Below are 14,486 nucleotides of genomic sequence, written 5' to 3' on the forward strand. Positions count from 1 at the left end.
AGTATAGATAGAATCCACAGCGGGAATTCTCAAACTATGACCACCCTGATTGAACAGCTGGCTGCCGCTAAAGGTATCGCCAGCGAGTATGTTGATGCCTGGGGCCACCCGGCTCAGGTATCCGAAGAGAGCAAGGCTGCCATGCTGGGCGCCATGGGTTACCGCGTCGACGACGAGGCGGCCCTGACCGAGCAGCTTGAGCAGGAGCACCGCCAGCACTGGCTGCGTGCTCTGGATCCCGTGATGGTGGTCCGCAGCGGCGAGCCCATCACCCTCGAAGTCCGTCTGCCCATCGAATTCGTCAACGACGCCCTCACCTGGCAGCTCAAGCTGGAGCAGGGCGGCCTGTTGTCTGGTCAGTTCACCCCCATCGACGGTGAGCTGGTCGGCGTGGCTGAATTCGAAGAGATGGAGTGCCAGGCCTATCGCGTGGCCCTGGATGTGCAGCCCGAGCTGGGTTATCACGATCTGATCCTGCTGGAGGAGGGCAACGACGAGCAGCTCGCCAGCATGCGCCTCATCGTCGCGCCCAAGGCGTGCTACAAGCAGCCTCCCATCGCCAATGGCCGCAAGGTGTGGGGCCCGAGCGTGCAGCTCTACTGCCTGCGCAGCCGCCACAACTGGGGCATCGGCGATTTCAGCGATCTGGGCCAGCTGGTCGAGAAGATGGCCGCTTGGGGCGCCCACTTCGTCGGTCTCAACCCGATCCATGCCCTCTATCCGGCCAACCCGGAGAGCGCCAGCCCCTACAGCCCCTCGTCCCGACGCTGGCTCAACGTGGCCTACATCGATGTGGAGGCCGTGCCCGAATTCCAAGGGAACGCAGGCCTCAAGGCGGAAGTGGCAAGCCCCGCCTTCCAGCAGCATTTGAGCGAGCTGCGTGCCAAGGGCAACGTGGATTACACCGGCGTCATCGAGACCAAGCTTGGCATGCTGCGTCAGGTGTTCGATCAGGCCAGCTTGAGTGCCGAGCGTCAGGCCGCCTTCGATGCGTTCGTCGCCGCCGGCGGCGACAGCTTGCAACAACAGGCCGCCTTCGATGCCCTGCAAGCCCACTTCTATGCCAAGGGCGAGAATGCCTGGGGCTGGCCGGTGTGGCCGGAGCCGTTTCGCGACTATCACAATCCTGAAGTGGCGGCCTGGATGGCCGAGCACAGTCAGGATGTGAATTTCTACCTCTATCTGCAGTTCCTGGCCGACGAGCAGCTGGCCCGGGCCGACGCCCGTGCCAAGGCGGCGGGCATGGTGATGGGGATCTACCGCGATCTGGCGGTGGGCGTCTCCGAAGGTTCCACCGAGATCTGGGCCAACCGGGATCTCTACTGCCCGAAAGCCTCGGTCGGTGCGCCGCCCGATATCCTGGGCCCGCTCGGTCAGAACTGGGGTCTGCCCCCCATGAACCCGAACCAGCTGTTCGAGGCGGCTTACCAGCCCATGGTGGATCTGTTCCGCGCCAACATGCGCTCCTGCGGCGCGCTGCGTATCGACCACGTGATGGCCTTGCTGCGCCTGTGGTGGGTGCCGCCCGGAGAGTCCGCCGCCAAAGGCGCCTACATCTATTACCCGGTCAACGACCTGCTCGGCATCCTGGCCCTCGAGTCCCACCGCAACCAGTGTCTGCTGATCGGCGAGGATCTCGGTACCGTGCCTGAGGGGATCGACGTGACTCTGAAAGAGAACGGCGTCCACTCCTACAAGGTGTTCTTCTTTGAACGTTCCAAGGACGATGGCGGCTTCATCTCCCCGGCCCACTACGCCGAGCAGGCGATGTCGGCGCTGACTACCCACGACATGCCGACCCTCAAGGGCTTCTGGCATTGTGACGATCTGGCGCTGGGGCGTGAGCTGGGTTTGTATCCGGATGAAGACGTACTCAAGACCCTGTATGCTGATCGCCACCAGGCCAAGCAGCGCATTCTCGACAGCCTGCACGGCCACGGGGTGATCTCCGGCAACATCAGCCACGACGTGAACTGGGTCGGCATGAACACCGAGCTCAACCACGGTCTGCAACTGCATATGTCTCGTGGCAGCTGCGCCCTGTTCAGCACCCAGCTGGAGGATTGGCTGGAGATGGACAAGCCGGTCAACGTGCCGGGCACCAGTTACGAGTACCCGAACTGGCGCCGCAAGCTCTCCACCGATCTGGAGGATATTTTTGCCAATGAGGCGCTCAAGGCGCTGGCAGGCAAGATGAGCCAGGCCCGTGACGAGGCCAGTCGTTGAGCCACTGCCGACAAAACGTGACTCACTTACATCCGCTTCGGCCCAGGCTGGAGCGGATGCTCAGCTATGAAAGGAAATCTCGATGCTCGTTGAACGTTTGGTTGCAGCCCGCTGTTCCGATCCCTTCTCCCACTTAGGCCTGCAGGCCAATCCGGATGGGCCCGGCCTCAAGCTGACCGTCTGGTTACCCGATGCCCAGGCCGTACGGGTCAGGGATCTCAAGTCGGGCAAGATTGTTGCCACCCTAGCGCCCACCGATGATTCGGGCCTCTTTGAAACTGTTTTCACCCGCCGTAAAAATCCCTTCCCCTACCAGTTGCTTGCCGACTACCCAGATGCCACCGTCGAGGTCATCGATCCCTATCAGTTCCAGGATGCGGGCTGGGCCGGGTTGGCGGAGCTCACCTACCAGCCGGAAAACCTCTACCACACGCTCGGTGCCCAGCTGCGTACCGTGGAGCATCTGGACCAGCGAGTGGAAGGGGTGCGCTTTGCGGTCTATGCACCGAGCGCCACCGCGGTGAGCCTGATCGGCGATTTCAACTTCTGGGATGGCCGTCGCCACCCGATGCAGCGCAGCCAGTGCGGTCACTGGGTGCTGTTCGTGCCGGGCCTCAAGGCCGGGGATCGCTACAAGTTCGAACTGAAAGACCCCATGGGCAACCGGCTGCCGCACAAGAGCGACCCGGTGGGTTTCTACTGCGAGCAGTACCCCTCGTTCGCCTCCGTGGTCTATGACCACGACCAGTACCAGTGGCAGGATGCCGCCTGGCGCGAGAGCCAGCTGAACGACAAGCGGGAGCAGCCGCTCTCCATCTACGAGCTGCACGTCGGCTCCTGGAAGCGCCACCCCAACGGTGACAGCCTGAGCTGGCGCGAGCTGGCGGTGGAGCTGGTCGATTACGTCAAAGAGATGGAGTACACCCACATCGAGCTGCTGCCGGTCTCCGAGCACCCGTTCAGCGGCTCCTGGGGCTACCAGCCGGTGGGCATGTTCTCCCCCACCAGTCGCTACGGCAGTGCCGACGACTTCAAGTACTTCGTGGACCAGTGCCACCAGGCCGGGATCGGCGTGATTCTGGATTGGGTGCCCGCCCACTTCCCGTCCGATGCCCACGGGCTGGCTCGCTTCGACGGTACCCCGCTCTACGAGTACGAAGATCCGCGCCGCGGCTGGCATCCGGACTGGAACTCCTACATCTATGACTTCGGTCGCAATACGGTGCGCCAGTTCCTGGTGGCCAGCGCCCTGTTCTGGCTCGACAAGTTCCACGTCGACGGCCTGCGGGTGGATGCGGTAGCCTCCATGCTCTATCTGGACTATTCCCGCAACGAGGGGGAGTGGGTGCCCAACGTCGATGGCGGCAACCACAACTACGAGGCGATCAGCCTGCTCAAGTGGACCAACGAGGAGGTGTACGGCAAGTACCCCCACGCCATGACCATCGCCGAGGAGTCCACCGCCTTTGCCGGGGTCTCCCGTCCCACCTTCCTGGGGGGGTTGGGTTTTGGCTTCAAGTGGAACATGGGCTGGATGCACGACACCCTCACCTACATGCAGAAAGAGCCCATTCACCGCCGTTACCACCACAACGACATGACCTTCTCCATGGTGTACCACTATGACGAGAACTTCATTCTGTCGCTCTCCCACGATGAGGTGGTGCACGGCAAGCACTCCATGCTCTACAAGATGCCGGGGGACGAGTGGCAGCAGGCGGCCAACCTGCGCGCCTACATGGGCTTCATGTATGCTCATCCCGGCAAGAAGCTCAACTTCATGGGCACCGAGATCGCCCAGAGCAACGAGTGGAATCACGATGCCCAGCTGCCCTGGCACCTGCTGCAGTATCCCAAGCACGGCGGCCAGCAGCGACTGATCCATGACCTCAACCACCTCTACCGTCATGAAGCTGCCTTGTATCAGGCGGACTATGAGCAGGCCGGCTTCCGCTGGCTGGATCACAACGACGCCGACAACAGCATCTTCGCCTGGCTGCGGGCCGACAAGCAGGGCGCCAACCCGCTGGTGGTGGCCTGCAACTTCACCCCGGTGCCGCGTATCGGTTATCGCCTCGGGGTGCCTGCGGCCGGTCACTACCGGGTGGTGCTCAACACCGACAGCGAGCATTACTGGGGCAGCAACTATGATGTGGGTCTGGTGTTCGTCGCCGAGCCGACCCCCTGGCAGGGGATGGCGCACAGCATAGTGCTGGATTTGCCGCCGCTCGCGACCTTGTTCATCAAACAGGAGCCTTGATGTTTGCAATGGAAAAGGGGCAGGACTACCCGCTGGGAGTGCTGCTCGACAAGACGGGTTGTCACTTCTGCGTCTGGGCGCCGCAATCGGACAAGGTGGAGCTCTGCCTGTTCGACGAGCAGGAGCGGGAGCTGGCCCGTCTCGAGCTGCCCGGCCGGCGCGGCCAGTACCGCTTCGGCTATGTGCGCGGGGTTCGGGCCGGCCAGCGTTACGGCTACCGGGTGCACGGCATCTCCCAGGAGGGGATGCTGTTCGACCCGGACAAGCTGCTGATCGACCCCTATGGCAAGGCACTCAGCCGCCCCACCTATTGGGACGATGCCCTCTATCAGGGGGACAGTGCGGCCATGGTGGCCAAGTCGGTGGTGGTGGATGATGCGTTCGACTGGCAGGGGGTGGGCAAGCCCGCCATCGAGCCGGCCCGCACCGTCATCTACGAGGCCCACGTCAAGGGCCTCACCCGCCAGCATCAGGGGGTGCCGAGCGAGCTGCGCGGCACCTATCTGGGGATCTGCCACCCGCTCATCATCGAACATCTCAAGTCCCTCGGCGTTAGCGCGGTGCAGCTGATGCCGGTGGCGGCCTTCATGTCCGAGCCCAGGCTCGAGCAGCTGGGGCTCACCAACTACTGGGGTTACAACCCCATCGCCTTCTTCGCCCCCGAGCCACGTTATGCGGCGCAGGAGGCGGTGACCGAGTTCAAGACCATGGTGCGCGAGCTGCACAGGGCCGGGCTCGAGGTGATCCTGGACGTGGTCTACAACCACACCGCGGAGGCGGGCTTCGACGGTCCAGTGCTCTCCTTCAAGGGTTTTGACAACGCCGGTTACTACGCCTTCGAGGCGGGGGCCCACGGCCCCGATTACACTCGTCACGCCAACGTCACCGGTTGTGGCAACAGCGTCAATCTGGATCACCCCAACAGCCTGCGGCTGGTGCTCGACGCCCTGCGTTACTGGGTCACCGAGATGCAGGTGGACGGCTTTCGCTTCGATCTGGCGGTCACCCTGGCGCGGGAGGCGGGGGAGTTCGACCCCATGGGCGCCTTCTTCAAGGCCATGATGGCGGATCCCGTGCTGGCGCGGGTCAAGCTCATCGCCGAGCCTTGGGATATCGGCCCCTTCGGCTATCGCCTCGGCCAGTTTCCGAGCCAGTGGCTGGAGATCAACGACCGCTACCGCGACACGGTACGCGCCTTCTGGCGCGGCGATGCGGGCAAAATGGGGGACTTTGCCACCCGGCTGGTGGGCTCACGGGATCTCTTCCCGAAGAACTGGCGCTCCCCTCATACCAGCGTCAACTACCTCTGCTATCACGACGGTTTCACCCTGGAGGATCTGGTCTCCTACAACCAGCGCCACAACCAGGCCAACGGCGAGGACAACCGGGACGGCCACGGCAACAACCTCTCCTGCAACCACGGCGTCGAGGGGCCGACCCTGGATCCACGGGTCAACAACCTGCGCCAGCAGCAGAAGCGCAACCTGATCGCCACCCTGCTGCTCTCCCAGGGCACACCGCACTTCCTCGCTGGCGACGAGATGGGCCGCAGCCAGCTTGGCAACAACAACGCCTACTGCCAGGACAACCAGATCAGCTGGGTCAACTGGCAGTGGCGACCGGAGGACGAACGGCTGCTCGCCTTCACCCAGCAGATGATGGCGCTGCGGGCGGAGTCCACCGTCTTCTCCAACCTGCAGCTGAACGACGACAGCTGGAATGGCGCCCCCAGCAGTTGCCACCAGGTCAACTGGTATCACCCGGATGGCCATCAGCTCACCGATCAGGACTGGCACGCCCCCATGGGGCAGGCGTTCGCCATGGACATCGGCATGATCGACTGCGGCGGGGAGCGCTGGTTCGTGCTGTTCAACGCCAGCGACTACGACATCCAGTTCCGTCTGCCGCCGCCCGGCGAGGGGATGGAGTGGATCCAGACCATCGATACCGCCACCAACGATGGTCTGCCGTTCCTGCCCGACGACATCAAGCGCCAGGTGGCGGTGGGCCGGGCCCACTCCCTCAAGCTGCTGGAGCGGGTGGCCCTGAGTGCGGTGGCGCTGGCGGAGGAAGAGGCGCTGGCCACTGCGGATGTTGCCGCCGTGTTGCCAACGGGATCACAGTTCCCGCTGGCGGGGTAGAGTGCGGCGCCCCGACTGGGTATGCTGGGCACCGTTATTCACGGCAAGGAGTCAGTATGAGCGGCAACACCCCCAACCCCGAGCAGTGGCGCCAGCAGTTGAGCGCCGAGCAGTATCACGTCTGCTGGGAGAAGGGCACGGAGCGTCCCTACAGCGGCGCCCTGCTCCACAACCGCAAGAGCGGCGACTACCTGTGCGTCTGCTGCAAGCAGGTGCTGTTCCACTCGGATGCCAAGTTTGATTCGGGCTGCGGCTGGCCCTCGTTTGATCGGGCCATCGACGGGACCGTGACCTACACAGAGGACAGCAGCCACGGCATGAAACGGGTGGAGATCACCTGCAGCCAGTGCGGCTCCCACCTCGGTCACGTCTTCCCGGACGGGCCGACCGAGACCGGTCAGCGCTACTGCGTCAACAGCCTGAGCCTGGACTTCGATCCCGAGCCTTGAGCCTGGCGAGCGACATGCATGCAAAAACGGCCCCCTGCCTTGGCAGGGGGCCGTTTCTTTGTGGTCGCCGCCTGGGGCGCTCAGGCCAGCAGCAGGGTGGCGCCCATCAACAGGGTCGCCAGCGCCAGGATGGGCAGCCTGAGTACCCGCAGCAGGTAGAAGCCGACGGCGGCCAGCACCAGGTCGGTAGGGGCCAGCACGGCGCTCTGCCAGACCGGCTGGTAGAGCGCGGCCAGCAGCAGCCCCACCACGGCGGCGTTGATGCCGGTCACGGCGCCGGCGAGACGAGGGCGGGCCAGCCAGCTCTGCCAGCAGGGACCCATGGCCCACAACAGCAGAAAACCGGGCAGAAACAGCGCCAGGGTCGCCAGCAGGGCGCCGCCAAGCGGGCTGGCCGGCAGCAACTGGGCGCCGAGATAGGTGGCCAGGGTGAACATGGGGCCGGGCACCAGCTGGGCCAGGCTGTAGCCGGCCAGGAGCTGCTGCTGGTTGAGGCTGTGCCCCACGCTCTCCGCCAGCAGGGGCAGCACCACGTGGCCGCCGCCAAACACCAGGCTGCCGGCCCGGTAGAAGTCGGCGACCAGCTGGCCGATGGGGCCCCCCAGCAGCGGCAGGCCGACAAACAGCAGGGCGAACAGCAACAGGGTCGGCCAGTGCGGCTGGCGCCGCTCACCAGCCTGCGGCGCCGCCGCCATTGCGCCCTCCCCCTGACGGGCACAGAGCAGGGCGGCGCCCGCCAGCATGACGAGCTGGGTGAGCAGGCCGGGCTGCCACCAGAGGGCGGCCGCGGTGGTGACCATGATCCCCTGATTTAGCGTCGTCTTGCAGAACTGACGGCTCATGGTGAGCACCGCATCGGCCACCACCACCAGCGCCAGCAGCTTGAGGCCGTGCAGGGCGGCATCGAGCCAGACGTTGTTGCCGAGCTGACCGAGACCGATGGCGGCAGCCAGCAACAGCAGGAAGGAGGGGAGGGTGAAGCCGGCGAAGGCGGCCAGCGCTCCGCCAAGGCCGGCACGGTGACGACCGATGGCAAAGCCGAGCTGGCTGGAGGCAGGGCCCGGCAGCAGCTGGCAGAGGGCCAGCAACTGGGCGAATTCGGCCTGGGTCAGCCAGCCCAGCCGCTCGACGAAGGTGCGCTGGAAGTAGCCGATATGGGCGGCCGGCCCACCAAAGCTGATGCAGCCCAGCCACAGAAATTGCATGAATACCTGTCCCACCTCGTCGCTCCCCTCGCGCATTCCATCAGACGGTGGAGATGATATGACAAAGCGGTGACTTTTTTATGACAAATCAGGGGGGGCTGCTGGCAGGTAGCCGCGCCTTGTCAGCCGGCAGGCCATGATCACTCCGTCGGTTGGCTTGGTTGTGGCAGGTAGCAACGGCCAGCCAGCCAGCAGGCGATGGACTGGCGGCTGGCATCGAAGTGAGGCTCTGGCAGATTGCGTGGGTCGCACCAGACCCAGCCTTCGCACTTCTCCGGCTCCAGCAGCTGGGGCTCTCCCTCTACCTCGGCCAGCAGGGTGACCGAGACATAGTGCAGGCCGCTCTCGCGCCAGGTCTCCAGGTTGTTGGTGACGGCGATGACGCTGGGGTTGCTGATGACAAACCCCGTCTCCTCGGCCACCTCGCGAATGGCCGCCGACTCGAAGCTCTCTCCCAACTCCAGATGACCGCCCGCAATGGACCAGTAAGGGGCGTGGCTCCCCTTGCGCTTGCCAAGCAGCACCTGGCCCTGGCGGTTGGTGAGGATCACGCCGACACCGACGCGGGGATAGGGAGTAGCCATAATGAGGAGCTCCTTGCTGGGATGACGCTAGACAAGCAGGGAGCCCATGAGCGGCTCCTTGCACAAACGGCGGATTGCACCATAAAAAACGGGCCCACCTTAGGTCGGATGGGCCCGTCATGCAAGCAGTCTGCGGCGTCAGGCGCCAGTGCGGCGGATTACCCCAGCTTGACCAGCATCTTGCCGGTATTGCGCCCCTCAAACAGCCCGATGAAGGCCTGCGGCATGCTGGCGAGCCCCTGATAGACGGTCTCTTCGGCCTGCAGGGTGCCGGCGTCGAAGGCCGGAGTCACCTCGGCCAGAAACTCGCCGTAGTGCTGCCAGTGATCGAACACGATCAGCCCTTGCATGGTGAGGCGCTTGCGGATCACCTGGGAGAGGTTGCGCGGCCCGCTCGCCTCGCTCTGGCCGTTGTACTGCTCGATGAGCCCGCACATCACGATGCGGCCGTGCACCACCATGTGATTGAGGGCGGCGTCCAGCATGGCGCCCCCCACGTTCTCGAAGTAGACGTGGATCCCGTCCGGCGCCAGCCGGGTCAGCTCGGCATCGAGATCCGGGGTCTCGCGGTAGTTGATCACCTCGTCGGCCCCCAGGCTCTTGAGGTAGGCCACCTTGTCGGCCGACCCGGTGGAGCCGATGACGCGGGCCCCCGTCCGTTTGGCGAGCTGCACCACCATGGAGCCGACGGCGCCGGAGGCGGCCGACACCAGCACGGTTTCACCGGCCTGCAGTTTGGCGATGCGGTTGAGCCCGGTCCAGGCGGTCATGCCCGGCATGCCGAGGGCACCGAGAAAACGCTGGGGCGGCAGGCGAGTGTCGGGCAGTCTGGTCAGCTGGGCGCCATTGGCGACGAAGCGATCCCGCCAGCCCAGCATGCTGCTCACCCGGTCACCCACCGCGAAATCTGGGTGGCGCGAGGCCTCCACCACGCCGATGGCGCCGCCATCGAGGGGGCCGTTGAGGGGGAAGGGGGGCACATAGCTCTTGGCCTCGCTCATGCGACCACGCATGTAGGGGTCCACCGACAGCCACTGGTTGGCGACCTGCACCTCGCCCTCCTGCAAGGGGGGCAGCGGCACCTCGACCAGGGCGAAGTCGGCGGCGGCGGGCAGGCCGACCGGGCGGCGCAGCAGTTGGATTTGATGGCTGGTGGCATTCATGGTGGTTCTCCCATTGGATCTGGTGCAAGCCTCGCCGGCGACGGGCCGGGCCCTGTGTGCCGGCGGCGCTGGATATTTTTGTTTGCGTGCAAACTAAAATCAGGTTAATCCTGAAACGAAGAGCTGACAACTGTTTTGTGTGCAAATTATTAGCCTCCCGATTTTCCTGGGGTATACTGGCCTCAGTCGTCAGCGAGGTGCCCCATGAGTGAATTGAAAAAGCAGGTCTGTTTTGCCCTCTACAGCGCCTCCAATGCCGTGATGCGGGCCTACCGGCCGCTGCTGGACAAGCTGGATCTCACCTACACCCAGTATCTGGTGATGCTGTCGCTGTGGGCGCGGGACGAGGTGAGCCTCAAGGAGATCGGTCAGGAGACCGGGCTGGATGCGGGTACCCTGACCCCCATCGTCAAGCGGCTGGAGAGCAAGGGCTGGCTGACCCGCACCGTCTCCCGCGAGGATGAGCGGCAAAAATGCATTCGCCTGACCGAGGCGGGTCGCCAGTTGCAGCAGGAGGTGCAGGGCTGCTGTCTGGCAGACAGCTTGCGCAATCAGGTGGATCTGGCCGATGCTGAACTGGCCCAGCTCAAGCAGCTCTGCGATCGCATCTCGGCCCAGCTGGGGCGTTGAGTTCGACCGACCATCCGTCTGAGGAGCCCTCCATGAGAATCTTGTTGCCCCTGTTTGTCCTGCTGCTGGGTGCCTGCAGCACCAGTTCCCACTCCCCGTCGATGGCCATCGACGATGCCGATGCCTGGCAGGCGATCTGCAAGGACGGCACCCGGGTGCGGGCTGTGGTGGAGGAGGGGATCTGCGCGGATCATCGCGGTGTTGCCATGTGGACGAATAAGCCAAGGGCCGCACGGATGGCAGAGGAAGCCGCCAAATAGTGTGATCCAGACGCCATAAAATGACACGACCGGCCGATTGGCCGGTTTTTTTTCGCGATCCCGTCGGCACTTTGCCACCTTGTTCATGGTGCGCTCAGTTTTCTCTTCCCATACTGGCCCTACAGTTCCAAAAGAGGAGAGACGAGATGCAATCATCGTTGGTTGGGCTCTCCATTCTGTGGGGGCTGGCCAGTTTTGGTGTTCAGGGGGATTTCATCGAGAGCCGTGATTCCGTTGCGCCATCCTGGCAAGCCGAGTCCAGAGTGGAGATGGAAGGTTATCTGATCGAGTCGCTGGGGGAGGATCGCTGGCTGTTCGACAACGGCAGCGAGAGCCTGCTGGTCTCCCTGCCCCAGGGGCAGTGGGTGCCAACCGGCGAGCGGCTGCGGGTCAGTGGTGAGCCCCAGCAGGAGCAGGCCGGCTGGCTCCTGCAGGTGCAGGACGTGAGCCAGGTGGCGGTCTGAGTATCCAGCGTGATCCAGCTGTTTGAACATGCAAAAAGAGGAGGCCCTTGGGCCTCCTCTTTTTGATCTCGTTGATCTCGCGCTGATCTGGGCGGCCGACGCTCAACCCAGGTGGTTGAGCGGCAGCGCCGTCTTGTGCTTGATCCGGCGCAGCACGAAGCTGGATCTCACCCCGGTCACCCCGGGAATATGGGTCAGCTTGTCCAGCAGGAAGTGCTGGTAGTGCTCCATGTCCCGCACCACCACCTTGAGCTGGTAGTCGGCGTCATTGCCGGTGATGAGGTCGCACTCAAGCACCTCCGGCAGTTCGCTGATGGCCCGATCGAAATTCTCGAACCGCTCCGGGGTGTGCCGGTCCATGGAGATATGAATGTAGGCGGTGAGGGTCAGCCCCAGCTGGCGAGCGTTGAGCAGGGTGACGTGGGTGTCGATGAGACCGGCATCTTCCAGCGCCTTGACCCGGCGGGAGCAGGGGGAGGGGGAGAGCCCGACCAGCTCGGCCAGCTCCAGGTTGCTGATGCGGCCATTCTCCTGCATCAACTCCAGAATATGCCTGTCAATGCGATCAAGTTTCAGCATTCTCCGTTCCTCGTTGCAATTACTAATTCACTTTTCCTAGATTAAGGGTGAACTATTGCAAAAACAACTGAAAATACATGCTACTTCGCAACCACTCACCGGGCCGGCAGGGGTACCATGGTTACATCTTCCGGTGGCAAGACAGAAACCCAACCCGGTCTCTGTGGCAAATGACTTTACCGGGTCAAGAGCCCCATCAGCCGTCTCACCTTATCGGGCTACGACGGGCTGGAACGAGGACATCCCCTCCCCGAAGGCAACAAAGCAGGCATCCCGGCGCCTGCTTTGTTGTTTTTGTGCGCGGCGTTCAGCCCTGCTGCGGCCGGATGCGGTAGAGGCAGCGGTGATCCCCCTCCAGCAGATACTGTTCCCGTTCCACTTCGGCCGGCGCCAGCAAGCGGCGAAACAGCGCCAGCTCGCTGCGACAAAAGCCCCGGCAGGCGCTCGCCGCCGCGCAGATGGGGCAGTGACTCTCCCACAGCAGCCAGCTGCCATCCTCCTCCTGACGCAAGTCAGCCATATAGCCTTCCCGGCAGCGCAGCTCCTTGAGCCTGGCCAGCCGGTCGGCCAGCGCCGGCTGGTTCAGCTCGGCCTGATAGCGGGCCAGCTGCTGCTGTTCCCGCTGGTCGATCAGCCGCTCCATGCCCACCGCGCCAAACAGCTGCTGGATGTTGTCGATAAGCTGCAGGGTCAGCTCGCTGTGGCTGTCGGGGAAGCGCTGCCAGGCCTGCTCGGTGAGGTGCCACAGCCGCACCGGCCTGCCGCGCCCGCGGGCCTCGTCGTTGAAACTCACCCAGCCGTCGGCTTCCATCGTCATCAGATGCTGGCGGGCGCCCATGGAGGTCATCTGCAGCTGCTCCCCCAGCTCGGCGGCACTCTGGGGGCCTTTGGTTTTCAACAGGTGCAGTATCTTGTCGGTGCTGGCATTCATGGGGCGGCTCTCGTGATCGGCTGGCACGCCAGAGGGGTAGCGCGCAGGTACCCATTATGGGGAGAGGGATTTTTTAAATCAATAATTCACTTTACTTAATCCCGTTCACTGGTCAACATAAATAAACCAATAACTTTATTTAATGAGGCGAACATGGAGAGGATCAAGGGACAGGCCAGCCTGTGGGTATTGGTGATGACGGTGACGGTGACGCTGGCGGTGGCGGGGTTCAGCCTGCCATCCCCGGTGCTGGCGCCGCTGTTGCTGGATCCGGCCCAGGGCATGCTGACGCCGGAAGCGTCGGACTGGAGCCGCAAGGTGTGGCTGGGGGTCATCATGGGGCTCTATCCGTTGTTCCAGCTGGTGGGTTCCCCCTGGCTGGGCCGTCTCTCCGATCGTCATGGCCGCAAGCCGGTGCTGACCCTCTGTCTGGTGGGGGTGCTGGTGGGTTATGCCCTGATGGCGCTGGGGATCGCCTGGCGTTCCTTGCCGCTGCTGTTGCTGAGCCGGGTGGTGGAGGGCTTCTTCAACGGCGACATCGCCATCGTGCAGGCCATGGCGGCCGACATGAGCACCGCCAAAACCAAGGCACGCAGCTTCGCCTGGATCAACATCGGCATGAACCTGGGCTGGGTGGTGGGTCCCATGATCGGCGGTTATGCCGCCGTGGTGTCCGGCGATTACAGCCTAGCGGCCTGGCTGGCGGTGGCCATGACCCTGGTCAACCTGCTGCTGGTGCTCTGGCTGCTGCCCAATCGGCCGGCAGCGGCCCGCAGTGAGCAGCCGGCACCAGCCCTCTCTTCCCGTCAACTGTTGCTGCAGCCGGTGCTGCTGCCCTACTTCGTGCTGACCCTGCTCAGCTACGGGGCGGTGCAGCTCTATTTCACCTACTTCAACGTCTGGCTGGTGGAGCGGCTGGCCTGGGATCCGGTGCAGCTGGCGCAGGCCGCCGTGCTGGTGAGCGTGCCCATGATCGCGGGATCCTGGCTGGGCTCCCGTCTGGCTCGTCATTGGCGCGGCAGCTCCCTCGGGATCGTCGGTCATCTGGTGATGGCGGCGGGCATGTTGCTCTTCATCCTGCCCAGCCACTGGTGGGGGCTGGCGCTCACCTTCATCCCGGTCGGCATCGGCATGAGCCTGGGGGAGCTGGCCACTTCGGTGGCCGTCTCCAACCGTAGCCATGCCGAGCAGCAGGGGCAGGCGATGGGGCTCTATCGCGGGCTGGCGGTGGGCAGCGAGATCCTGGCGGTGGCGGTCGGCAGCCTGGTGCTGCTGGCGGGCACCGAGTGGTCCTTCTATCTGGCGGCGCTGTGCGGTCTGCTCTGCGCAACCGGCTTCTATGGCCTGCGCCGGGCGGCGGATCGGCGGCAGCGGTTCGACGCCCAGGTCGAAGCTGGCTGACGGGATCACAGAACGAGACGGAGGGGGCTGCCGGCGCTTGCATCGTGGCGCCGACTCTGGGACGGTATGGCTCTTTGCTTCGCTTGCCCGATCGCCTGGTGCTCCCCGTTATGCTCCGCCTTGGGCGGTGGTATTGATCGTTATTTGAACGCGGGTAGGTATGGCACCGCATTCGTTTCGACACTCTTGGAGG

At 64.1% G+C, this 14,486-nt stretch carries 13 protein-coding genes; 8 read left to right on the forward strand and 5 right to left on the reverse strand.

What is annotated here, in order from left to right; translation table 11 throughout:
- The first annotated feature begins 36 nt into the window (after positions 1-36).
- The 4 genes from malQ (at position 37) to msrB (ending at position 7,076) form a co-directional block, all read left to right on the forward strand.
- Positions 37-2,226 carry a 4-alpha-glucanotransferase gene (gene malQ, locus CAK78_RS10365; RefSeq protein ID WP_141214168.1) on the forward strand — a complete coding sequence of 730 codons (2,190 nt, stop codon included), beginning with the start codon at positions 37-39 and terminating at the stop codon, positions 2,224-2,226.
- Positions 2,227-2,308: 82 nt separating this feature from the next.
- Entirely contained in the window at positions 2,309-4,486 is a 2,178-nt protein-coding gene (glgB, locus tag CAK78_RS10370) for a 1,4-alpha-glucan branching protein GlgB (protein ID WP_094697202.1), read from the forward strand.
- Positions 4,486-6,627 (forward strand): glycogen debranching protein GlgX, encoded by a 2,142-nt coding sequence (gene glgX / locus CAK78_RS10375; protein WP_094697203.1) that lies wholly within the window; start codon positions 4,486-4,488, stop codon positions 6,625-6,627. Before glgB ends, glgX begins: the two co-directional genes overlap by 1 nt.
- Before the next feature lie 56 nt (positions 6,628-6,683).
- Positions 6,684-7,076 (forward strand): peptide-methionine (R)-S-oxide reductase MsrB, encoded by a 393-nt coding sequence (gene msrB / locus CAK78_RS10380; protein WP_094697204.1) that lies wholly within the window; start codon positions 6,684-6,686, stop codon positions 7,074-7,076.
- A gap of 80 nt (positions 7,077-7,156) precedes the next feature.
- On the opposite strand, the gene chrA is transcribed toward msrB, so the two are convergent.
- The 3 genes from chrA to CAK78_RS10395 all read right to left on the reverse strand — a co-directional run bounded on the left by chrA (position 7,157) and on the right by CAK78_RS10395 (position 10,028).
- Positions 7,157-8,317 (reverse strand): chromate efflux transporter, encoded by a 1,161-nt coding sequence (gene chrA / locus CAK78_RS10385; RefSeq protein ID WP_176452747.1) that lies wholly within the window; start codon positions 8,315-8,317, stop codon positions 7,157-7,159.
- Between the two features lie 104 nt (positions 8,318-8,421).
- Entirely contained in the window at positions 8,422-8,865 is a 444-nt protein-coding gene (locus tag CAK78_RS10390; protein WP_094697206.1) for a nucleotide triphosphate diphosphatase NUDT15, read from the reverse strand.
- Positions 8,866-9,023: 158 nt separating this feature from the next.
- Entirely contained in the window at positions 9,024-10,028 is a 1,005-nt protein-coding gene (locus tag CAK78_RS10395; RefSeq protein ID WP_094697207.1) for an NADP-dependent oxidoreductase, read from the reverse strand.
- Between the two features lie 204 nt (positions 10,029-10,232).
- Here CAK78_RS10395 and CAK78_RS10400 point away from each other — a divergent pair, with 204 nt between their 5' ends.
- The 3 genes from CAK78_RS10400 to CAK78_RS10410 all read left to right on the forward strand — a co-directional run bounded on the left by CAK78_RS10400 (position 10,233) and on the right by CAK78_RS10410 (position 11,382).
- Positions 10,233-10,658 (forward strand): MarR family winged helix-turn-helix transcriptional regulator, encoded by a 426-nt coding sequence (locus CAK78_RS10400; RefSeq protein ID WP_005304877.1) that lies wholly within the window; start codon positions 10,233-10,235, stop codon positions 10,656-10,658.
- Between the two features lie 32 nt (positions 10,659-10,690).
- Positions 10,691-10,918 (forward strand): hypothetical protein, encoded by a 228-nt coding sequence (locus tag CAK78_RS10405; RefSeq protein WP_017781560.1) that lies wholly within the window; start codon positions 10,691-10,693, stop codon positions 10,916-10,918.
- Positions 10,919-11,064: 146 nt separating this feature from the next.
- Positions 11,065-11,382 (forward strand): hypothetical protein, encoded by a 318-nt coding sequence (locus CAK78_RS10410; RefSeq protein WP_005304873.1) that lies wholly within the window; start codon positions 11,065-11,067, stop codon positions 11,380-11,382.
- Between the two features lie 102 nt (positions 11,383-11,484).
- Here CAK78_RS10410 and CAK78_RS10415 read toward each other — a convergent pair whose 3' ends face one another.
- Both CAK78_RS10415 and CAK78_RS10420 read right to left on the reverse strand, forming a co-directional pair.
- A complete protein-coding gene (locus CAK78_RS10415; RefSeq protein WP_005304871.1) occupies positions 11,485-11,961 on the reverse strand; it encodes an Lrp/AsnC family transcriptional regulator in 477 nt (158 codons plus the stop codon).
- A 307-nt stretch (positions 11,962-12,268) separates the two neighbouring features.
- Positions 12,269-12,892, reverse strand: a complete 624-nt coding sequence (locus CAK78_RS10420) for a helix-turn-helix transcriptional regulator (protein WP_024943175.1) — start codon at positions 12,890-12,892, stop codon at positions 12,269-12,271.
- A gap of 153 nt (positions 12,893-13,045) precedes the next feature.
- Here CAK78_RS10420 and CAK78_RS10425 point away from each other — a divergent pair, with 153 nt between their 5' ends.
- On the forward strand, positions 13,046-14,293 hold the full coding sequence (locus tag CAK78_RS10425) for an MFS transporter (RefSeq protein WP_094697208.1): 1,248 nt from the start codon (positions 13,046-13,048) through the stop codon (positions 14,291-14,293).
- Positions 14,294-14,486 lie beyond the last annotated feature (193 nt).

The organism is Aeromonas sp. A35_P, assembly GCF_002259925.1.
Lineage (GTDB): Bacteria > Pseudomonadota > Gammaproteobacteria > Enterobacterales > Aeromonadaceae > Aeromonas > Aeromonas dhakensis.